General features: G+C 70.7%; 20 protein-coding genes. 12 read left to right on the top strand and 8 right to left on the bottom strand.

The features are described from left to right. Positions 1–18 precede the first annotated feature (18 nt). The 7 genes from VHU88_07755 to VHU88_07725 all read left to right on the top strand — a co-directional run bounded on the left by VHU88_07755 (position 19) and on the right by VHU88_07725 (position 7,430). The gene (locus tag VHU88_07755; protein ID HEX3611569.1) at positions 19–1,191 is read left to right on the top strand and encodes a glycosyltransferase; all 1,173 of its coding nucleotides are present in this window, start codon (positions 19–21) and stop codon (positions 1,189–1,191) included. Then, positions 1,188–2,264, top strand: coding sequence for a class I SAM-dependent methyltransferase (locus VHU88_07750; protein HEX3611568.1), 1,077 nt, complete (start codon positions 1,188–1,190; stop codon positions 2,262–2,264). Before VHU88_07755 ends, VHU88_07750 begins: the two co-directional genes overlap by 4 nt. Beyond that, the gene (locus VHU88_07745) at positions 2,261–3,337 is read left to right on the top strand and encodes a class I SAM-dependent methyltransferase (protein HEX3611567.1); all 1,077 of its coding nucleotides are present in this window, start codon (positions 2,261–2,263) and stop codon (positions 3,335–3,337) included. The genes VHU88_07750 and VHU88_07745 overlap by 4 nt, the downstream gene beginning before the upstream one ends. After that, positions 3,334–4,419, top strand: coding sequence for a class I SAM-dependent methyltransferase (locus VHU88_07740; GenBank protein ID HEX3611566.1), 1,086 nt, complete (start codon positions 3,334–3,336; stop codon positions 4,417–4,419). Before VHU88_07745 ends, VHU88_07740 begins: the two co-directional genes overlap by 4 nt. Next, complete coding sequence (locus VHU88_07735; GenBank protein HEX3611565.1) at positions 4,416–5,525, top strand: class I SAM-dependent methyltransferase; 1,110 nt, start codon at positions 4,416–4,418, stop codon at positions 5,523–5,525. The genes VHU88_07740 and VHU88_07735 overlap by 4 nt, the downstream gene beginning before the upstream one ends. Before the next feature lie 82 nt (positions 5,526–5,607). Beyond that, a complete protein-coding gene (locus VHU88_07730; protein HEX3611564.1) occupies positions 5,608–5,892 on the top strand; it encodes a hypothetical protein in 285 nt (94 codons plus the stop codon). A 224-nt stretch (positions 5,893–6,116) separates the two neighbouring features. Beyond that, positions 6,117–7,430 carry a hypothetical protein gene (locus VHU88_07725; GenBank protein ID HEX3611563.1) on the top strand — a complete coding sequence of 438 codons (1,314 nt, stop codon included), beginning with the start codon at positions 6,117–6,119 and terminating at the stop codon, positions 7,428–7,430. Between the two features lie 12 nt (positions 7,431–7,442). Here VHU88_07725 and VHU88_07720 read toward each other — a convergent pair whose 3' ends face one another. Beyond that, positions 7,443–8,552: a glycosyltransferase family 2 protein gene (locus tag VHU88_07720; protein HEX3611562.1), complete on the bottom strand. Its 1,110-nt coding sequence runs from the start codon at positions 8,550–8,552 to the stop codon at positions 7,443–7,445. A gap of 82 nt (positions 8,553–8,634) precedes the next feature. Between VHU88_07720 and VHU88_07715 the strand changes: the two genes are divergently transcribed. Next, complete coding sequence (locus tag VHU88_07715) at positions 8,635–9,618, top strand: alpha/beta hydrolase (GenBank protein HEX3611561.1); 984 nt, start codon at positions 8,635–8,637, stop codon at positions 9,616–9,618. Then, positions 9,615–10,664 (top strand): class I SAM-dependent methyltransferase, encoded by a 1,050-nt coding sequence (locus tag VHU88_07710; protein ID HEX3611560.1) that lies wholly within the window; start codon positions 9,615–9,617, stop codon positions 10,662–10,664. The genes VHU88_07715 and VHU88_07710 overlap by 4 nt, the downstream gene beginning before the upstream one ends. Here the strand turns inward: VHU88_07710 and hisS are convergent. The 3 genes from hisS to VHU88_07695 are packed head-to-tail and all read right to left on the bottom strand — an operon-like array spanning position 10,661 to position 13,464. After that, positions 10,661–12,040 (bottom strand): histidine--tRNA ligase, encoded by a 1,380-nt coding sequence (gene hisS / locus VHU88_07705; protein HEX3611559.1) that lies wholly within the window; start codon positions 12,038–12,040, stop codon positions 10,661–10,663. The two genes, VHU88_07710 and hisS, sit on opposite strands and share 4 nt — an antisense overlap. A gap of 48 nt (positions 12,041–12,088) precedes the next feature. Then, positions 12,089–12,586, bottom strand: a complete 498-nt coding sequence (locus VHU88_07700) for a GNAT family N-acetyltransferase (protein HEX3611558.1) — start codon at positions 12,584–12,586, stop codon at positions 12,089–12,091. Next, entirely contained in the window at positions 12,583–13,464 is an 882-nt protein-coding gene (locus tag VHU88_07695) for a class I SAM-dependent methyltransferase (protein ID HEX3611557.1), read from the bottom strand. The genes VHU88_07700 and VHU88_07695 overlap by 4 nt, the downstream gene beginning before the upstream one ends. Before the next feature lie 167 nt (positions 13,465–13,631). On the opposite strand from VHU88_07695, the gene VHU88_07690 reads away from it, so the two are divergent. Then, positions 13,632–14,402 carry an SDR family NAD(P)-dependent oxidoreductase gene (locus VHU88_07690; GenBank protein ID HEX3611556.1) on the top strand — a complete coding sequence of 257 codons (771 nt, stop codon included), beginning with the start codon at positions 13,632–13,634 and terminating at the stop codon, positions 14,400–14,402. A 149-nt stretch (positions 14,403–14,551) separates the two neighbouring features. Further along, positions 14,552–15,475: an SGNH/GDSL hydrolase family protein gene (locus VHU88_07685; GenBank protein ID HEX3611555.1), complete on the top strand. Its 924-nt coding sequence runs from the start codon at positions 14,552–14,554 to the stop codon at positions 15,473–15,475. 11 nt (positions 15,476–15,486) lie between these two features. Here VHU88_07685 and VHU88_07680 read toward each other — a convergent pair whose 3' ends face one another. Together VHU88_07680 and VHU88_07675 are read right to left on the bottom strand one after the other, a co-directional pair. Beyond that, positions 15,487–16,269: a YcnI family protein gene (locus tag VHU88_07680; GenBank protein HEX3611554.1), complete on the bottom strand. Its 783-nt coding sequence runs from the start codon at positions 16,267–16,269 to the stop codon at positions 15,487–15,489. 67 nt (positions 16,270–16,336) lie between these two features. Next, complete coding sequence (locus VHU88_07675) at positions 16,337–17,008, bottom strand: response regulator transcription factor (GenBank protein HEX3611553.1); 672 nt, start codon at positions 17,006–17,008, stop codon at positions 16,337–16,339. Between the two features lie 466 nt (positions 17,009–17,474). On the opposite strand from VHU88_07675, the gene VHU88_07670 reads away from it, so the two are divergent. Further along, positions 17,475–18,782: an AI-2E family transporter gene (locus VHU88_07670; protein ID HEX3611552.1), complete on the top strand. Its 1,308-nt coding sequence runs from the start codon at positions 17,475–17,477 to the stop codon at positions 18,780–18,782. A gap of 7 nt (positions 18,783–18,789) precedes the next feature. Here VHU88_07670 and VHU88_07665 read toward each other — a convergent pair whose 3' ends face one another. Together VHU88_07665 and VHU88_07660 are read right to left on the bottom strand one after the other, a co-directional pair. Beyond that, entirely contained in the window at positions 18,790–20,409 is a 1,620-nt protein-coding gene (locus VHU88_07665; GenBank protein ID HEX3611551.1) for a HAMP domain-containing sensor histidine kinase, read from the bottom strand. After that, positions 20,406–21,113 carry a response regulator transcription factor gene (locus VHU88_07660; GenBank protein HEX3611550.1) on the bottom strand — a complete coding sequence of 236 codons (708 nt, stop codon included), beginning with the start codon at positions 21,111–21,113 and terminating at the stop codon, positions 20,406–20,408. The genes VHU88_07665 and VHU88_07660 overlap by 4 nt, the downstream gene beginning before the upstream one ends. Positions 21,114–21,213 lie beyond the last annotated feature (100 nt).

The raw sequence follows: 21,213 nt of genomic DNA, 5'->3' as shown, positions 1-21,213 counted from the left end.
ACGAAGTGAGGGCGCAATATGCGCTGTCTGATCGTCGTCCCACCGCTGACCGGGCACATCCTGCCGACCGTCGCGGTGGCCGCCGCGCTGGCCGAGCGCGGGCATGACGTCGCCTGGGCGGGCAACTCCGGCTACCTGGCCGGTGTGCTCCCGTCCGGCAAGCAGGTGTTCGGCGTCGACGCGGAGTTCGCGGGCGAACCGCTGGCCGAGCGCCTGGTGCGCTGGCGTGGGCTGCGCGCCGCGACGGCGTTCCGGTTCTTCTGGGAGGACTTCCTGATCCCGTTGGCGGAGTCGATGGTGCCCGGGGTACGGCGCGCGGTCGAGACGTTCGGACCGGACGTGGTGCTGGCCGACCAGCAGGCGCTGGCCGGGGCACTGGTCGCCCGGGAACGGAAGCTCGCCTGGGCCACCTCGGCCACCACTACCGCGGAGCTGACCGGGCAGTACGAGACCATGCCGAAGCTGGGGGTGTGGGCGCAGGACCGGATGACGGACTTTCAGATCGCGCACGGGGTTGCCGATCCGGTCGATCTGCGGTTCTCCGACCAGCTGGTGATCGCGTTCTCCTCCCTCGAGCTGCTCGCCCCGCCCCAGGCGCCCGGCGCCCACATCGCGTTCGTCGGCCCGGCTTTCGGGGGCCGCGGGACCCCGGTGTCGTTCGACTGGGACTGGTTGGACCCGGCGAAGCGGCACGTCCTGATCTCGTTGGGCACGGTCAACCAGGACAACGGCGACCGGTTCTTCCGAGTGGCGCTGGAGGCCGTGGCGGCGATGCCCGACGTGCAGGCCGTGGTCATCGCCCAGGCGGCCGGGCTCGATCCGCCGCCGAATGTCCTGCTCGCCGCACGGGTGCCGCAGTTGGAGCTGCTGCCGCACCTGCACGCCGTGGTCGGCCACGGCGGGCACAACACCACGTGTGAGGCGCTCGCGCACGGGGTGCCGCTGGTGGTCGCGCCGATCCGCGACGACCAACCGGCGGTCGCCTCGCAGGTGACCGAGGCCGGCGCCGGGATCCGGGTGAAGTTCGGCCGGGTCAACGCCGATGAGCTGCGCGCGGCACTGCGCGCCGTGCTCGACGACCCGACGTACACGGCCGGGGCCGCACGGATCCGCAAGTCGTTCCAGGCCGCAGGCGGCGCGGCCGCCGCGGCCGTGCGGCTCGAGGAACTTCTGCCCGGTGGTGGGACATGACCGGTTCGGCGGTGGTCGACACCGATGCGGCACTGGCGGAAGCCCGGGCGTTCTACACCCCGGTGCTGGAGCGCGGCGTGGGCACGCTGTTCGAGCCCCGGCGCTCCACCTGCCCGTGGTGCCACTCGCCGGTGCTCCGGATCCGCTTGCAGAGCAAGGATCTGATCCAGCGTAAGCCTGGGCAGTTCGTGGTCGAGGAGTGCGGCAGCTGCGGCCACCTGTTCCAGAACCCGCGGCTGAACATCGACGGCCTGGACTTCTACTACCGCGACTTCTACGACGGCCTGGGCGCCGAGGTCGCCGAGTACGTGTTCGCCCTCGGCCGCGAGGGCAACCTGTCCCGGGCACGTTCGGTGCTGCGATGCACCGAGCCGGGCAACTGGCTCGACGTCGGCACCGGCCGGGGCCACTTCCCCTTGCACGCCGCGGAGATCCTGCCCCACACCCGTTTCGACGGGCTGGACCTCTCCGCGGGCGTCGAGGAGGCCGCCCGCCTCGGCCGCGTCGTGACCGGACACCGCGGCCTGTTCCCCGAACTGGCGCCGCGGATCGCCGAGCGCTACGACGTGGTGAGCATGCACCACTACCTCGAGCACACCCGCGATCCGCGGATCGAACTCGACGCGTTGGCGGTCGTGGTCCGCCCCGGCGGGTTGGCCGAGATCGAGATGCCGGACGTGTCCGCCCCGTTCGGGCGGGTGTTGCGGTCCTGGTGGGCGCCGTGGTTCCAGCCGCAGCACCAGCACTTCATCCCGCTGGCGAACCTGCTGGGTGCCCTGCGCGAACGGGGTTTCACGATCGTCGACATCGAGCGGCACCGGGCCCACACCGCGGTCGACCTGACCTACGTGGCGATGTTCCTGACCACCTTGCTGGCCCCGGACCCGCAGAGCCCTTGGGCCCCGCCGCGCGACTGCTCCTGGCGGCGGCGGCGCCATCACCTGGCCTGGTCGAAGGCGTTCCCGGCGTTGGCGAAGGTCGCCCACGTCGTCGACGTCGGGATCAGCCGGGTCCTGCGCAGCCTGGACCAGGGCAACGCGTACCGGATCGTGGCCCGCAAGGACACTGCATGACCACCGTGGCCCCGCCGACCGACGCGGACTTCGCCGCGCTGCGCCCGTTCTACCGGGCCGAGATAGCCGCCGGCATCGACCGGTTCGTCGGCCCGCGCCGGTCGACCTGTCCGTGGTGCGGTTCCGGCCGGCTGCACACCCGGACCCGACTTCCGGACCTGGTGCAGCGCAAGCCGGGTCGGTTCGCGTTCGACGAGTGCCGAACCTGCGGCCACGTCTTCCAGAATCCGAGCCTGACCCCGGAAGGCCTGGCCTTCTACTACCGCGATTTCTACGACGGCCTCGGCGCCTCGACCACCGAGACGTTCTTCTCCTGGCAGACCGAGATCTATCGCAGCCGCGCCCGGTCGGTCGCGCCGTTCTGCACCCCGCGCCGGTGGTTGGACATCGGCACCGGCTACGGCCACTTCTGCAAGGACGCCAAGGAAGTCCTGCCGGGCACGATCTTCGCCGGCCTCGACCAGGGTGCGGCGGTCGAGGAGGGCCATCGCCGCGGCTGGTTGGACCAGGCCCACCGGGGCGAACTTGCCGAGCTGGCAACGGAACTGACTGGGCGTTACGACGTCATCAGCATGTTCCACTACCTCGAGCACCTGTCCGACCCGCGCGCCGAACTCGATCTGGTCGCCCGGATTCTGGCACCCGGCTCGTACCTGCTGCTGGAGCTGCCCGACCCGGCGTGCCTGATCGGTCGCGCGTTGGGCCCGTTGTGGACGCCGTGCCATACGCTGCAGCACCTGCACCTGATGCCGCTGCGGAACCTGCTGTCGGCGTTGACGGCGCGCGGCCTGACTCCGGTCCGGGTGCAGCGACGCGAGGCTCACATGCCGATCGACATCACCTGCGCGGTACTGGCGCTGGGTCAGTGGGCCGGCCCGGACCCGCGGCTGCCCTGGCTGGCCGAACCCAATGCCCTGGCCCGCTTCCGGCACCGCACCGTGACCCGGGCACTGCCCCGCGCGGTGCGGGTCGCCTACGCCGTCGATCAGAAACTGGCCCCGGTGCTTCGGGCCACCGGAACCGGGAATGTCTACCGCGTACTGGCGCGGCGCAGCGAGAAAGGCTCCGGATGACGATCACCGAACCTGCACACCAGACCCCGCCGCCACGCGACGCTGATTTCGCCGCGGCCCGGCCCTGGTACGCCGAGCAGATCGCCAAGGGCATCGAGCGCTTCCTCGAGGACCCGCGGCCGGACTGCCCCTGGTGCGGGTCGCGCCGCCTCAAGCGTCGGGTGCGCACCACCGATCTGCTGCAGCACAAGCCCGGCCGGTTCACCATGGACGAGTGCCGCACCTGCAAGCACGTGTTCCAGAACCCGCGGTTGAACGGCGACGGCCTGACCTTCTACTACCGCGACTTCTACGACGGCCTGGGCTCCTGGACAACCGAGCAGATCTTCGCCGCGCACACCGAGGTCTACCTGTCGCGCGCCCGGATGGTCGCCCCGTTCCTGTCCCCGCGCAACTGGCTGGACATCGGCACCGGGTACGGCCACTTCTGCAAGGACGCCAAGCAGGTCTGGCCGGAGACGACCTTCGACGGCCTGGACATGGGCGCCGGGGTCGAGGAGGGCCGCAACCGCGGGTGGCTGAACCACACCTACCGCGGGGAACTGCCCGAACTGGCGGATCAGATCGCCGGCAAGTACGACGTCCTGAGCATGCACCACTACCTGGAGCACGTCCGCGACCCGCGCGCCGAACTCGACGTGGTCGCCCGGGTGATGCGGCCCGGGTCGTACCTGTTGATCGAGGTCCCGGACCCGACGTCGTTCACCGCGAAGATCTACGGCCGGTTGTGGACGCCGTACTTCCAGCCCCAGCATCAGAACCTGATCCCCTGCCGCAACCTGCTGCAGGCGCTGAGCGAGCGCGACATCACCCCGGTGCGGGTGGCGCGCAAGGAGGCTCACATCCCGGTGGACCTGACCTGCGCGGTGCTGTCGCTCGTCAACATGATCACCCCGGATCCGCGCTTCCCGTGGTTCCCCGAGCCGACCCCGACGAAGTTGGACAACCAGCAGAAGATGTGGCGGGTGGCCCCCAAGTTGCTCAAGTACGCCTGGTATCTCGACCAGTGGATGGCACCGCTGATCAAGGCCTTCGACGGCGGCAACGCCTACCGGGTCCTGGCGCGTCGGGACGGATCGTGAGCATCGAGGAGGACTTGGCGGCCCCGGTCGACCCGACCGACGCGGTCGCGCTCGAGGCGGCCTTCGCGATCCGCCGGTCCAAGTACCAGGCTGAGATCGCCGATGGGATCGAGAGCTTCTTCAACCCGCGCCGGGACACCTGCCCGTGGTGCTCGTCGCCGAACCTGACCACGATCCTGCGCACCGGCGACCGCAACCAGCGCAAGCCCGGGCGCTTCGTGCTGGACCGCTGCCGGACCTGCCGGCACGTGTTCCAGAACCCGATGCTGAACCCCACCGGCCTGGACTTCTACTACCGCGACTTCTACGACGGGCTGGGTCGGTCGATGATCGAGACGGTCTTCGATCAGCGCACCGACGTCTACCAGACCCGGGCGCGGCAACTGCTCCCGTGCTTCCCCGACGGTTCCGGGCCGAAGAACTGGCTGGACATCGGGGCAGGCTTCGGCCATTTCTGCCGCGACGCCAAGACCGTGTTCCCGGACACCGTCTTCGACGGGTTGGACCAGGGCCTCGGGGTCGTCGAGGCGGCCGAGAAGGGCTGGATCGACACTGCCCACCGAGGCTGGTTCCCCGACCTGGCCGAAGAACTGACTGGGCGTTACGACGTCATCAGCATGTTCCACTACCTCGAGCACGTCCTGGACATCCGCGCCGAGTTGGACCTCGCGGCCGCGGTGCTGCCGTCCGGCGGCCTGCTGCAGATCGAGGTGCCGAACCCGGAGTCGCGGCTACGTGCCCTGCGCGGTTGGTGGGTGCAGTGGTTCCAACCGCAGCACCTGCACTTCGCGCCGCTGCCGAACCTGCTCGCGGCGTTGAACGAACGCGGGCTGCGGCCGGTGTCGGTGCAGTTCGCGGAGTCGCACATCCCGGTCGACGTCACCTGCGCGATGCTGTCGATGTTCGCGGTGGCCTCCCCCGAGCCGCGCCTGCCCTGGCTGACGATCCGTCAGAACAAGGCGCGGTGGGCGTACCACCAGTTCATGTGGGCGAAGCTGTGCCCGAAGGTGCTGCCCTGGGCCTACAAGGCCGACGCCGCGTTGACCCCGGTGGTGAAGCGCACGGGCGACGCGAACCTCTACCGGGTGCTGGCGCGCAAGGTCTGACACCGGCGGAGGAGTTCCGGTCGAAGGATCTTGCGTGGGACGATCCCGGGGACGGGACCCGCGCAGTCCGGCGGAGGTGGCGATGGTTGCTCTGCGGGTCGACTACGCCAAGCTCGACACCCTCTCGGAGTCCCTGCGCCGGGTGGCCGAGGGCCTCGAGCACATCCGCGCGGACTGCGAGGTCACCGGGCGGGGTTGGGGCGGAACGACCGTCCGCGGTTCGATGGACGACTTCACCGGCAACTGGGACGCCCACCGCGAGAAGGTGACCGCGGCAGTCCAAGAACTCGCGCGCCTGTCACGGTGGCCGACGAGAGCATCGTCGACCCGGCGCCGGAATGGGTCGCGCTCTTCGACGCCGTCATGACCACGTTCCGCTGGGTGGCACGGAGAAGTGACTGACCGTCAGGTATCGCGTCGGTTGCTGCTCGATTCCCGGAATCTCACATTCCCGTCGACACTATGTGAGCAGTTCTTAACGGATCCGATACGTATTTAATCGGCGATCGCGGAAGTACGATTTGTACACCCTCGGCAAAGATGCGAGGGCTTGCCGATGAATTCCCGCCAGCCCCAGGAGGTACCGGGCCGATGGTCCAGGGCAAATGCCGTATCAGGAGCGCAGGCGGCCGACTCCTCGCCACGATGGCGCTGGGCGCCGGTTGTCTGGTCGGCCCGGCGCACGCAGCGCACGCGACTGACTGCACCGTCTCCACGTGGACCGGCCTGGTCTCGGCATTCCGCACCGGCGGCACAGCCAAGTTGTGCAATCCGATCGACGACGCAGGCCAGCACTCGTATCAACCACTGATGATCCCGCCCGGCGGACGTGCTGAACTCGATCTGGCCGGTTGGCCGGTGAACATCAAGAACGCCCCCGCCGGGTCGCCCGGCATCTCGGTCCCGCCCGACGCGATGCTCACCATCGGCGACAGCACCCCGCTGCATCTCGGCCGGTTGACAGCCACCGGCGGCGGGGGGCGGCTCGGTGGTGGCGGCGGAGCAGGCATCGGCGGCCGCGGGGGAATCGGGGCGATCCAACCGCTGCAGGGCACCGACGGGGCCGGGGCCGGCGCCGTCCACATCCTCGGCGGCAGCGTCATCGCCACCGGCGGCGACGGCAGCAACAACGACGTCTACTACGCCGGCGGCGGTGGCGGTGGCGCAGGCATCGGGGGCGGTGGCGCAGGCGCGGGCGACGGCCCCAACCACAGCCGGTACGTCACGGGCGGCAACGCCGGGACGCTGATCCTCAACGGCGGGCGGCTGACCGCCCTCGGCGGATCAGCGGGCAACGCCGGGAACTACGGCGAACCAGGCGCCGGGGGCGGCGCCGGGCTCGGCGGTGGTGGCGGCGGCGGAACCGGCCACGCCAAGTTCCGCAGCGGGTTCGGCGGCAACGGCGGAGTGGTCAGCCTGCTGCGTGGCGGCCTGCGAACCGTCGGCGGCAGCAGCGCGCAGTACCCGCACGTCCAGGGCGGCGGCGGCGCCGGGATCGGCTCCGGCGGCGGCGGTCTGGTCCGGCAGCGGCCGACGGGCACGGGCGGCCGGATCACCGTCGTCCCGGACGAGGTGCAGATCCTCGACTCCGGGCCGGGGCTCGGCGGCGACGCGCAGTCCGGCAACGGCCAGGAACCCCAACAGGTCATGGTGACCTCCACCCCGCCGACCGATCCCGCGCTCGGCGGCAGCTACCGTGTGACGGTGGTCAGCACATTCGGCACCTCCGGGCAGCCGGTCGTGCTCAGCACCCCGGGGCCGGACAACGCCTGCACGCTGGGCAGCGACGGCCGGACGGTGACTTTCGTCGCGGCCGGGATCTGCACGGTGGTGGCGAACCAACGCGGGTTCGGCAACGGCTACGACAGTGCTCCCACCCAGACTCAGCGCTTCCCGGTGCGCTAGTCGATCCCAGCCTCAGACCGTCCGGCCCTTCCACGTGCGCGCCCCGCGCCGGTTGCGGCGCCGCGACTCGAGGATCAACGCCAACGACATGACGCCGGTCGCCGGGTGGGCGGCGGCCCACGGCAGCGCCGGCTCACCGAATCGGCGCGCAACGACCACCCGGGCCACCACCGGCGCGAGATAGCCCAACAGACCGACCTTCGAGCCGCGCAGCGCGGCCGCGACCGGGAGCACGTCGATCAGACCTACCATCCCGGCAGTCCAGGCGACCTTGCGCGGGGAGTCGACCCAGTCGCACATCCATTTCGTGTAGCCCTCGATCAGCTCCTGGGCCCCGGAGTACATCCGGCAGGACGCCAACGCGGTCCCGTCGACCGCGGCAGCCTTCGCGCCGGTCCCGACGATCGCGTGCAGCATCGCGAGGTCGTCGAGGACCGCGAGGCGGATCGCGCCGTGGCCGCCGGCCCGGCCGTAGGCCGCCGCGTCGATGACGAGGAACTGCCCGTTGGCGACGACGGTCTTCGGCAGACCGGTCGCCGGGTCCGGGTCGCGCGGCAGGTTCGCCATCCAGGTCCAGTTGATCATCGGCTGGTAGAGCCGTTCGATCGTCGAGCCCATCACCTGACGCGGGAACGGGGAGAGCAGGCCCAGCCCGGACTCTCGCAACGTCGCGACCGCGGCGGCGATCGCGAGCGGGGCGAACTCGACGTCGGCATCGACGAACACCAGCACGGTGCCGGTCGCCGCCTCGGCGAGTTGCATGCAGGCGTGCGGTTTGCCCTTCCACCCCTGGGCCAACGGCCGGCCGGACAGCACCCGCAGCCGTAGGTCGCCCGCGGCGAGCTTCTCGACGAGTTCCCGGGTGCCGTCGGTGGAGTTGTCGTCCAGCACCAGGATCTCCAGGTCCGGCACGCCCTGCTGAGCCAGCATCGTCAGGATCGTCGGGGCGATCCGGTGCGCCTCGTTGCGGGCCGGGATCAGCGCCGAGACCCGCTCGGTCACCACGGGCGGGTCGGCCGGTGGCCGCGGAACCCGCCCGACGGCGTTGCGACACTTGCGAGCGGTGAGGATCGCGAGGGCCGAACCGACTACGACCGGGACGGTCGACGGACGCACTCGCACGCCCCGAACCTATCCATGCGCCGGCCGCGCCGCACGGCGACCTGGTTGGGTTGGGGCCCGACCGTAACGCTCAGGAGGTTCAGTGACCGTGACACGAGGCGGCGGCGTCCGGCTGAGGAGTCGTCAGATCTTCGTCGCGGTGGGGATCGTGGCCGCCCTGACAGTGCTGTCCCTCGGCGGCGGGGGCCTGTACTTCGCCGGCCAGATCTACTCCGATGCATTCGCTGTGGACCACCCGAAGCCCGGCGTCGTGCCGGCCCGCGACGTGTACGCCGACCCCGGCGCGTTCGGGGCATCCTTCACCGAGGAGTCGTTGCCGTGCGCCGGCGGATCGTGCCCGGCCTGGTTCGTCCCGGCGAACGGCACCCCGAACGACACCTGGGCGATCGCGGTCCACGGCCGCGGCGCCACCCGGACCGAACCGCTGCGGGCCCTGTCCGTGCTGCACGGCGCCGGCATCCCCGCTCTCGACATCAGCTACCGCAACGACAACGCGGCCCCGGAGGACCCGAGCCACCGCTACGAGTACGGCCGCACGGAGTGGCGCGACCTGGCCGCCGCGGTCGACCATGCGCACGCCGCCGGCGCCAAGCACGTCGTGCTGTTCGGCTCCTCGATGGGCGGGTCGATCGTCGCCGCGTTCCTGGCCGACGCACCACCCGAGGAGACCGAGCTGATATCCGGGATCATCCTCGACGCGCCCGCACTCGACCTGGCCGCCACGATCGACTGGCAAGCCGGCGAACGCAGCCTCCCGCTCGTGCACCTGCCGATCCCCGATGTGCTGACCGCCACCGCGAAGTGGATGGCCGACCACCGGTACCACCTGGGCCTGGGCGGGCTGGACTACCTGCCTGGCTCGTGGCTGCACGTGCCCGCGCTGGTGTTCCACGGCACTGAGGACCCGACCGTGCCGATCTCGACCAGCCAACGGTTCGCCGGCGCGTACCCGGACCTCGTCAGCGAGGTGCGGGTTTCCGGGGCCGGGCACGTCGCGTCCTGGAACGCCGACCCGAAGGCGTACGCCAACGCGGTCCGGCAGTTCCTGGGCAAACTGGTCCCGTGAGCGAGCTCCGGACGCAGCTGCGTGCCTGGTACGCCGAGCAACTGGCCACCGGCGTGGAGCGGTTCCTCGAGGAACCCCGACGGACCTGCCCGTGGTGCGGCTCACCGGACCTGGCTGTGCGGATTCGTACGCCGGAGCTGATCCAGGGCAAGCCGGGGATGTTCCGGCTGTCGCGCTGCCGGACCTGCCGGCACTTGTTCCAGAACCCGCGGCTGAACCTCGACGGGCTGAGCTTCTACTACCGCGACTTCTACGACGGCCTCGGCGCAAGCGTGATGGAGCCGGTGTTCGACGGCGCGACCGCGGTCAACACCGCCCGGGCGCGCGATGTGCTCTCGGTGACCCAGCCCGGGACCTGGCTGGACGTCGGCACCGGCTACGGCTACTTCGCCAAACACGCTCGCGCGGTCCTGCCGGACACCGTGTTCGAGGGTCTGGATCTGGGCGAAGGCGTCGAACTCGGTGAGCGCCGCGGCTGGTTGGCTCGCGGCCACCGGGGGTTGTTCGGCGACCTCGTCGAGGAACTGTCCGGCCGCTTCGACGTGGTGAGCATGCATCACTACCTGGAGCACACCCGCGACCCGCGCGCCGAGCTCGACGCCGCCGCGAGGGTGCTGCGGCCGGGCAACCACCTGCTGGTCGAGATGCCCGACCCGGACTACGGCCTGGCCCCGGCGTTCGGGCGGTGGTGGTTCCCGTTGCTGCAGCCGCAGCATCAGCACATGATCCCGCTGCCCAACCTGCTCGGGGCGTTGCGCGAACGCGGCTTCGAGATCCTGCGGATCACCCGCGGCCCCGCCCACATCGGCATCGACGCGACGTGGGCGCTGGTGCAACTGTTCGCGGTCGTCGCCCGCGACCCGAGCCTGCCGTGGTTGACCGAGCCGGAGACCCCGGCCCGGCGCCGTCGCCACGAGTTGGTCTGGAAGCGCGTGGCGCCCAAGGCCTTCCAGGCGATGCACCACGTGGACGCGGCCCTGACCAAGCTGGCAAAGGCCACCGACGACGCCAACACCTACCGCGTCCTGGCCCGTCGCAGTGCTTAGGAACCGGCTGCCGGTTGCCAGGTGGCCGGGTCGACGGGGCCCTGCTCGCCGGAGGTCATGTCCTTGACCTCGTGCGGCTTGCCGTCCTCGAAGGGCGGGAACCACACGTACGGGATGAGCTTTCGGGACGCGTAACGGATCTGCTTCCCGAGCTTGTCCGCCTCGTGGTACGTCTCCACCTTCAGGCCCCGTGAGCGCAGTTCGGCCGCCGTCCGCAAGGCATCGCGCCGCCGGTCCTCCGACGGGATCACCACGAGCACCTGGGCCGGCGACTTGGGAGCTTGTGTGAACCGGCCCTCGGCCACGAACTTGGCGAACAACCGGCTCAGCCCGATCGACATACCCACGCCGGGCAGATCGCGCCGGATGAACTCCCCAGCCAGGTTGTCGTAGCGGCCGCCGGAGCAGATGCTGCCGAACCCGGGGGCGTCGAGCAGTTGGCCCTCGTAGACGGTGCCGGTGTAGTAGTCCAGGCCGCGGGCGATCGACAGGTCGGCGATCACGCTGCCGGCCGGCAGGTCGGCCAGTTCGCCGAGAACGTAGGACAGTTCGGCCAGGCCCACCTCCAGCAACTCCCCCGACGAACCGAGCCCGGCGATCACGTCGACCACCGAGGCGTCCGACCCGCGCACCTGCGCCAGCTCCAGACAAGCCGTCACCTGAGCGGGCGTCAGATCCAGCTCGGTCTCGAGCATCTTGCCGACCGCCTCGGCCCCGATCTTGTCGAGCTTGTCGGCGATTCGGATCACCCCGAGCGGGTCGGCGATGCCGAGCCCGGCGTAGAAACCCTGCAGCACCTTGCGGTTGTTCACGCCGATGCGGAACCCGCCGACCTCCAGGTCGGTCAGCACCTCGTGCACGATCCGCGGCAGTTCGGCGTCGAAGTGCAGCGGCACGTGGTCGACGTTGATCACGTCGATGTCGCACTGGGTGAACTCGCGGAACCGGCCCTCCTGCGGCCGTTCCCCGCGCCAGACCCGGCCGATCGCATACCGCTTGAACGGGAACACCAACTCGTTGAAGTGCTGCGCGACGTAGCGGGCCAGCGGCACGGTCAGATCGAAGTGCAGGCCCAGCCGGGCGTCATTAGCTGTGCTCGATGCTCGCTGGTCTCCCTCGCTCGTCCCTCGCTCGGTCGAGTCACTCGCGCCACCGCCCTGCAGTCGGGAGAGCGTGTAGACCTCCTGCGAGGTCTCCCCCTTGGCGGTCAGCACCTCCAGTGCCTCGACCGACGGGGTCTCCACCGAGCAGAACCCGTAGCGCTCGTAGGTGGCCCGGATCAGGTCCAGCCACTGCTGCTCGACCCGCCTGACCTCGGGCAACCACTCCGGGAACCCGCTGATCGGGGCGGGTTTGACGATTTGGGCCTCGGACATGGCGACGCAACTTCCCTTCGGATGGCGGCGCCCCAGTCTAGGAACCGATCACCCCTCCAGCCGCCGATGCATGACGTGCAGGCCCACGAGACCGTGTCGCGGGTGGTCGAACGCCTCCGGAACGGTGGTCAGGATCGCGAAGCCCAGCGACGTCCACAGCCGCACCGCGGCGGCGTTGGTCTCGACGACCGCGTTGAACTGCATCGCCCGGAACCCCTCGGCCCGGGCGGCGGCCAGCACGTGCTCCCCCAGCGCCCGCCCGACGCCCCGCCCCGACGCTGCCGGGTCGACCAGGAAGCTCGCGTTGGCCACGTGCGACCCGCCGCCGCCCTGGTTGCGCACCAGTCTCGCCGAGCCGACCACCCGGTCGTCGAGCACGGCCACGAAGTTGCACCCCGGCGGCTCGACCATCCACCAGTCGCGCGCGGCACCGAGGGAGATCGCGCGGTCGACCGTGTACGTCTCCCCTGCGGCCAGGATCGGTCGCGCGAACGCCCAGATGTCCGGCCAGTCCCACGCGACCGCGTCGCGGACGGCCAGGCTCACAGCGGCACCCGGGCGATCGCGTAGCGGGCGATCGAGCGGTGGACCAGGCTCCCGTCCGGGGCCTGATGCCCCGTCAGCATCGTGTCGATCTCGACCCGCGCCGCGGGCAACCGCTCCGGGCCCACCGCGTCGATCAGGATCCGACCACCGTGCGAGGCGACCCAGGCCCAGTACTGGTCGCGGTCGGCCAGCACGATCTCGTGCTCGGCCTCGCCAACGGCGACGTCGACGAAACCGGCCTGGGTCAGCATCGCGGCGATCGAGTCGCAGTCGTCGAACGGCTTGTCGGTGGCCTCCTCCCACGGCGGCCCGGCCCGGTGCCGGTAGAGGATCGCCATCGTCTGCGCGAACTTCGGGTCCGAGGGCCCGAACGAGCTCATCCCGAACACCCCGCCCGGACGCAGCAGACCGGCGACGCGGTGGACCGCCTCGCGCGGCGCCGGCACGAAGAACATCACCATCCCGGCGGTGACCACGTCGAAGCTCGCGGCGGGGAAGTCCGGCGTCCCGGCGTCGCCCTCGACCACCCGCACGTGGTCCAGCCCCCGCGCCGCGGCCTCGGCGGCGCACAGCTCGACCATCCGCGTGGACAGGTCGACCCCGGTCACCCGGCCGGTCGGGCCGACCGCCTGGGCCAACGGGAACAGCACGTGCCCACGCCCGCAGCCGAGGTCCAGAGCCGTCGAGCCGGGACGCGGGTCCGCGCGGCGCACGAGTTCGGCGCCCAACGGCCCGAAATAGGCCACCCCGACCTGCTCGTAGCTGTCCGCGGAGTTGTCGAAGGCCGCCGCGACAGCGGCCCGTTGCTCCGCCGCGACAGCGGCCCGTTGCTCTGCCGCGACAGCGGCGCGTGCGTCGTCGGCTGCCTCAGCCGTCACGGTCCACCCCTCTCGTCCCGCCGAACGCTAGTCAGTACGGCTCCGAGCCGCGCTGCGGCAGTTCCGGCGATCGGGGGACAAGTGCGACGAATCCACCTATCTTCGACAAACGGGATTCATCGCACATTCATGACGGAAGACTTTCCTCGAGGCTGGGAGGCGCGACTGTGACGGACCTGCGCACCGGGTCCGGCGCGTTCGCCGGGAAGTTCGCGTTCGTCTCCGGCGCGGGTTCGGGCATCGGCGCCGCGGTGGCGATCGCGCTGGCCCGGGCGGGCGCAACAGTCGCGCTGGCCGATCGGGACCTCGACGCGATCGGCCGGACCGCCTCCACTGTGCAGGCCGGCAGCGGGACGGCGCTGCCGGTCCTGGTGGACGTCGCCGAACCTGCCTCGGTCGACGCCGCCTTCGAGACCGTGCTCGAGGAGTTCGGCACTTTGCACCTGGCGGTCAACAGCGCTGGTGTGGGCGGGCCGCCGGGGCTGCTGACCGACTGCAGCATCAAGGACTGGCAGTACGTGCTGGACATCAACGTCAACGGCGTCTTCCACTGCCTGCGGCGAGAGATCCCGCCGATGGTCGCCGCCGGCGGCGGGTCGATCGTGAACGTCTCGTCGCTGGCCGGGGAGCGCGGTTGCGCCGGCATGGCGCCGTACACCGCGGCCAAGCACGCGGTCGTCGGACTGACCCGGACCGCGGCGTTGGAATTCGCCCCGTCCGGGGTCCGGGTCAACGCGGTCGCCCCGGGGCCGGTCGACACCCCGCTGCTGGCCGAACTACCGGCGGACGCCCGGGCGGGGTGGGGCGCCATGCACCCGTTGGGCCGGATCGCGCACACCGACGACGTGACCGCGATGTGCCTGTTCCTGCTCTCCGACCGCGCAGCGATGATCACCGGCGGGCACCATCGGGTAGACGGCGGCCTCAGCCTCGTTTGATCAATTCACGGTGATTGCAAAGATCAACGATGATCACCGAAAGGTGGACCGTTTTCCGTGCGCCGTCATAAAGTGCGCGTAGCGGGTAATTGCGTCAGCACGGGCAATCACCCCCACGGAAGGTGACCCTCCTCACAGGGAGTCGCGAAATGGCGCTGCTGGGCGGTCGGGTTGCGGCCGGCGCGGTCACCGCGATGCTCGCGGTAGCACTCTGTGTGCCCGGAACGGCCTCGGCCACCACCCCGGCACCCGATGCGAACGAGATCTCCCACCGCTACGTCGCCCTGGGCGACTCCTACACCGCCTCCCCGCTCACCGGCATGCCGATCGGCGAGCCGGTCGGCTGCGGTCGGACCCAGAACAACTATCCGCGGCTGGTCGCCGCGGCCCTGCAGGTCACCGAGTTCGCCGACGTCAGCTGCGGCAGCGCGACGATCAACAACCTGACCGCCCTGCAGACCGTGATCGGCGGCAACAACCCGGCACAGCTCGACGCGCTCAAGCCGGAGACCACGCTGGTCACCTTGGGCATCGGCGGCAACGACCTCGGCCTGGTCGGCTGGATGCAACGCTGCGTGACCCTCGACCTGAGGCAGAGCAGCTGCGTCGACCAGTGGTCGCCCGGCGATGCCGACGTGATGGTGCAGCGGATCGACAAGATCGCCATCAAGGTCGACGAGGCGCTGAAAGCCATCCACGCCCGCTCGCCGCATGCGCTGGTGATGGTGGTGGGGTATCCGGTTGTCGCGCCCTCGGAGGGCATCGGGTGCATCCCGGAGCTGCCGATCGACAACTCCGACGTGGCCTACCTGCGCGACCTGCAGCAGCGGCTGAACACCGCGCTGTCGTGGGACTCCTACCTGGACAACGCCACCTACGTCGACACCTACACCACCTCGATCGGCCACGGGCCGTGTGAGCCCGACGGGGTCAAGTGGATCGAGGGCGTGGTCCCCGACGTCCCGGCGGCCGCCCTGCACCCGAACGCGCTAGGTCAGATGGCGATGGCCGCCGACGTGCTGACCGCGCTGGCCAAGCACCTGAACGGCAGCGCCGCCGAGCCCATTCACTGAGGTCAGGTCGCTCAACGCCGGCGCAGCGCCGACGCGCCGGCGGCGCCGCCGAGCAGACCGATCACCAGTCCGGCGATGCCCAGGCCCAACGCCAGGTTCGTACGGTTCTTGTCCGCCTTGTTCGCAAGCTGCGCGTTCACGGCTTGGAGCTCCGAGTTGTTCGGAACCCCGCCGGTCGGCGGGGCGGCCGCCGACGGGATCTGGGGCGTCACCGGGCTCGGTAGCGAGGTCGGCGGTGACGCGGTCGACCCGGACACGGCCCCACCGGGCGCGGCCGCGGGCAGCGCGAGGGTGGGCGCGGGGTGGTCCGGCTCCGGGCCGCCGGGGGCGGCCTGGTCGATCCAGCGCACGACCGTGCCGTCGCTGTAGGTCTGGATCGCCTTGAACACGATCTGCGGCGCGCTGGGCAACTGGTCGGCGCTGATCGGGAAGTCCAGGTAGTCGTCCGGAGCGATCTTCCCGCCGCTGAACACGACCTTGGTGACCGCGGTGGTCTCGTCGCCGTCGTCGGTGTGGACCGGCTTCGGCAAGTTCGACTCGGTGATCGCCGCGGTCCAGCCGGGCGGCGGCTCGACGGCGACGCCGATGACCGGGGTGTCCAAGGGCAGGTCGATCTCGACCTTGGTGGTGTTGGCCTTGTCCTCCTCGTTCGGGACGCGGAAGACGATCTCGGCGTCGGTGGCGCCCTGGAAGGCCTCGACGCTGTGCACGGTCACGTGCGCGCTCACCGGGCCCGCGACGGCGACCAGCAGTGCGGCCGCGCCGGCCGTCCCGAAGATTTTTCTGTGTCTCACGGTCGGTTAAGTCGTCGCGCGCAGACGTCCGGTTCCCCACCGAACAGACATACCCGGATTCGGGAGGTCAGAGCCAGCCGGAGTCGCGGACCATGCGGATCGCGTCGATCCGGTTGCGGGCGCCGAGCTTGCCGATGATCTTCGAGAGGTAGTTGCGCACGGTCCCGTCGGACAGACAGAGCCGGGACGCGATCTCGCGGACCGACTCGCCCTCGGCGGCGCGGCGCAGCACCTCGAGCTCGCGCTCGGTCAGTGCATGGGCGTCGGTCTCCAGTGCGGCGATCGCCAGCTTCGGGTCCACCACGCGCTCGCCGCCGGCCACCCGCCGGATGCTCTCGGCCAGCCACGGCGCCGGGGCGTCCTTGTCGACCAGGCCCTGGGCGTGCGACTCCAGCGCCCGGCGCAGGGCGCCCGGGGTGACCCCGGCGGTCAGGACCAGCGCCTTGCAGCGGGGAGCGTGCTCGTGCAGGCGGCGGCAGAGCGCGTAGCCGTCGCGGGTCGAGGAGTCGACGTCGATCACGGCGACGTCGGACCGGGTGCGCAGCACCGCGTTGACCACGTCGGCGTCGCTGCGCAGGGCGGCGGCGACCTGGATGTCACGCTCGTAGGACAACAGCGCGGTCAAGGCACCGCCGTAGAGCGCGAGGCTCTCGGCCAGCACGACCCGGATCACCCCGGTCGGCCGGGGATCCAGCGAGCGCAGGCCGACCACGGTCCGGTCGTCCGGGACCGAGGACATCGGGCGCGGCCCCGCCGGCGCCACGTGCGAACGAGCGGCCGGCACTGCCGGAACCGTCGGAGTGTGTGTGGAGTCCACCGTCTCCCCCTCTGACGTCGCGCGGCGACGTCGGCCCCCATGTACCGCCGCCCGACGCCCGCGAATGCACTGTCGCGAGTCGCTGACCAGCAGCAATCCCTCGGACAGTGTGAATGGATCTTCCGCGGGAAAACCAGGGGGTGCGGCTGGACCGGGTACGCCCGGACACGCCCGGCGGCGGATCGGACAAACTCCGCGAGCTGGTGATGATCGGGATGTGTCGACCAGCACGAAACAGTCCAAAACGCCCGTTCGAACCACCAAAACGGGTGCGTAACGTGTTCACATAGACACGTAGAGGCAGAACCTTTTCGCCCGAACGGCCCAGTTCGAGTCCCGGGCTGCCTAGAATTTCGGTACGGCGACGCCGCGGAGAGGGTGAGCGCCAATGTCGAACAGCCCCGACCGGCCACCCGCGCCGCGCGCCGCCCCGCTGCGCCCGGTGACCCCCGGCAACGAGCCCGCGGCAGAGTCCGCCGGCGGCCTGAACCTCGGCGACGAGCCCCGGATGAGCCAGGACATCGCCGGCAACCTGCCGCGGATCATGCGCGTCGGCGCCGCCGTGTCCTGGCGATTCGTCGCGATTGCGCTGGCGTTGTACGTCCTGGGCCGGGTCATCGCGATGATGATCGACTTGGTGGTCCCGGTGGCGCTCGCGCTGCTGCTGGCGGCACTGCTCTCGCCGGCCGTCGCCAGGCTGAAGTCCTGGGGCTGCCCCCGGGCGTTGGCCACCGCCATCGTCGTGATCACCGGCCTGGCAGTGGTCGGCGGGCTGCTCACGTTCGTGATCACGCAGTTCGCCGACAACTTGCCGGACCTGCGCACCCAGTTGTCCTCGGCGATCGCCCAGATCGACCACTGGCTGTCGACCGGGCCGTTCCACCTGTCCGGCTCCCAGGTCCAGAAGTGGCTGCAGAAGGCTCAGAACAGCATCGCGGGCAACCAGAGCGCGGTTGCCTCGCACGTCGTGGACACCGCCGTGGCAGTCGGGCGCGTGGCCGGCGGCGCCGCACTGACGATCTTCACCCTGATCTTCTTCCTGCACGACGGCGACCGGATCTGGCGCTTCCTGTGCCGGGTGGTCCCCCGGCAGCAACGCGACCGGGTCGACGTGGCCGGCCGGCGCGGCTTCACGGCACTGGGCCACTACGTGCGGGCGACGGTGATCGTCGCCTCGATCGACGCGATCAGCATCGGCATCGGCCTGGCCATCATGGGGATCCCGCTGGCAATGCCGCTGGCCACGCTGATCTTCCTGGGCGCGTTCGTGCCGATCCTGGGCGCGTTCGTGGCCGGCACGATCGCGGTCCTGGTCGCGCTGGTCGCCAAGAGCGCCGTGACGGCGCTGATCGTGCTCGGCCTGTTGGTGGCGGTCATGAACATCGAGGGCCATGTCCTGCAACCGCTGCTGCTGGGCCGGGCGGTGGCGCTGCACCCGTTGGCGGTGGTGCTCGGGATCGGCACCGGCCTGACGCTGGCGGGGATCCCCGGGGCGCTGCTGGCCGTGCCACTGCTGGCGATCGCGAACGCCAGCATCCGCTCGCTGTTGTCGCCGGCCGACGCCGGCACCGATCCACAGTCGGTCGACGTCAACGACGCGGAGGAGGCCGATCCGCCCGGGGAGTCCTCGCACTCCCCGACGACGCCGCTGAAGGAACTCCCGATGCTGCGCAAGTCGGACCGCCCGCGGACCTGACGGCCCGTCACTGGACCGGCGCGGCCTGGGCTCCCGGCTCGAGCCGCTGCATCGGCAGCGAGACGGTGAAGATCGTGCGACCTGGGACGCTGGAGACCTGCACAGTGCCGTGGTGCGCCGCGACGACGGCGGCCACGATCGACAACCCCAGGCCGGTACTGCCCGCCGCGCGCGAGCGTGAGGAGTCGCCGCGGGCGAAGCGCTCGAACACCTCCGGCTGCAGGGCGCTCGGGATGCCCGGCCCGTCGTCGACCACGGTGATCACCGCGTCCGGGCCTTGGGTGGCCAGCCCGGCGGTGACCGTCGTCCCCGCCGGTGTGTGCGTGCGGGCGTTGCCCAACAGGTTGACCACGACCTGGGTGAGCCGGGCGCCCTCGCCCGGCACGATCACCGAGTCCTCGGGCAGGTCCAGACGCCAGCGGTGGTCCGGGCCGGCCGCGTGTGCGTCGGACAGCGCCCCCACCAGCAGCACCGAGAGGTCGACCGGCTCGACCAGGATCGGCCGTCCGGAGTCGAGGCTGGCCAGCAGCAGGAGGTCCTCCACCAGGCCGGTCATCCGGATGGTCTGCGACTCGACGCGGTCCAGCGCGTGCGCCACGTCGGCCGGGATCGGCTCCTGGCTGCGCCGGCTCAGCTCGGCGTAGCCGCGGATCGCGGCCAGCGGCGTGCGCAGCTCGTGGCTGGCGTCGGCGACGAACCGTCGTACCCGAGTCTCGCTGGCCTGCCGGGCCGTCAGCGCTTGGGCGACGTGGCCGAGCATCGCGTTCAGCGCCGCGCCGACCTGGCCGACCTCGGTCCGCCGGTCGGTGTATGAATCCGGCACCCGGACGCCCAGGGCCACCTCACCGCGGTCCAACTGCAACTCGGAGACCTGTTGCGCGGTGGCCGCGACCCGACGCAACGGACGCAGCGTCAGCCGCACGACGACCGCGCCGATAGCGGCGCCGACGGCGACGAACACCAGCGTCACCAACGTGATGATCGCGGCCAGCCGGAACGTGGCGTCGGTGACGCTCTTCATCGGCAGGCCGGTGACCAGCAGCGTCCCGCTGCCGACGGGCACAGCCCGCAGCCGGTACTTGCCGAGGTCGCCGCCCAGGTCGCGGGTGTGCTCGTGGGTGTCGGCCGGGACCGAGGCCAACGCGGAGGTGTTCCCGGCGACTGTGCCGGTCTGGTAGGTCTTCGTGAGCACGTCGACGTCGCCGGTCAGCTTGCCGTTCTGGATCTTGGCGATGACCGTGCCCTCGACGGTACCCGGGCCGAACCCGAAGCCGTTGTGCTGATCCGGCGGGTTCTGCAGGTCCTGGTAGACCCGCAACGTGCGGGCGGCGGCGTTGTCGACCTTGTCGTCGAGTTGGCCGATCAGGTAGTGCTGCAGGGCCAGGGTGCTGATCACGCCGATGGTCAGGCTGACCCCGATCAGCAGGGCCACGAGCAGGACGACCAACCGGCTGCGCAGAGTCCAGCCCGGCGGACCCACGCGGTCCCAGATCCGGCGCAGGCGGGCCGGACCGGCGTCGGTCGGCGTGGCTTCGTCGGTCGGGTCCGTTCCGGGTGCGTCAGTGTCCGGCGCCGCAGTTGTCGGCCCGACCTCGGTCGAGGAGTCCGCGATCGGCGGAAGACTCACCGGTCCGCGGGCTTGATCACGTAGCCCGCCCCGCGCAACGTGTGGATCATCGGCTCCCGGCCGGCGTCGATCTTCTTGCGCAGGTAGGAGATGTAGAGCTCGACGACGTTGGCCTGGCCGCCGAAGTCGTAGTTCCACACCCGGTCGAGTATCTGCGCCTTCGACAGCACGCGCCGCGGATTCCGCATCAGATACCGGAGCAACTCGTACTCGGTGGCGGTCAGCGTGATCTCGGTGTCGGCCCGGCGCACCTCGTGACTGTCCTCGTCGAGGGTCAGGTCGCCGACCACCAGCAGCGCCTCGGACGCCGGCGAGGCGGCGCGGGTCCGGCGGATCAGGCCGCGCAGCCGGGCGACGACCTCCTCGAGGCTGAACGGCTTGGTGACGTAGTCGTCGCCACCGGCGGTCAACCCCGCGATGCGGTCGGCGACGTCGTCCTTGGCGGTCAGGAACAGCACCGGGATGTCCGGGGTGTCCGCGCGCAGCTTGCGCAGCACCTCGAGGCCGTCGATGTCCGGCAGCATCACGTCGAGCACCACCGCGTCCGGGCGGAAATCGCGCGCGATACGCAGCGCGTCCGTGCCGTCCGCGGCGGTGCGGATGTCCCAGCCCTCGTAGCGCAGGGCCATCGCCAGCAACTCGGTGAGGCTCGGTTCGTCGTCGACGACGAGCACACGGACCGAACCGCCGTCGGGTCGGCGCATCCCCGAACGTTCTCCAGCCTCCGGGCTCACGACAGCCATAGTTCCATTGTTGATCCGGCGCTGTCTGCCTGATGTGGGTCGACTGTGGGGTGGCTTTGCC

It is taken from the genome of Sporichthyaceae bacterium, from assembly GCA_036269075.1.
GTDB lineage: Bacteria > Actinomycetota > Actinomycetes > Sporichthyales > Sporichthyaceae > DASQPJ01.
The sequence above is the reverse complement of the archived record's forward strand: the minus strand, read 5'-3'. Positions and strand labels throughout refer to the sequence as shown.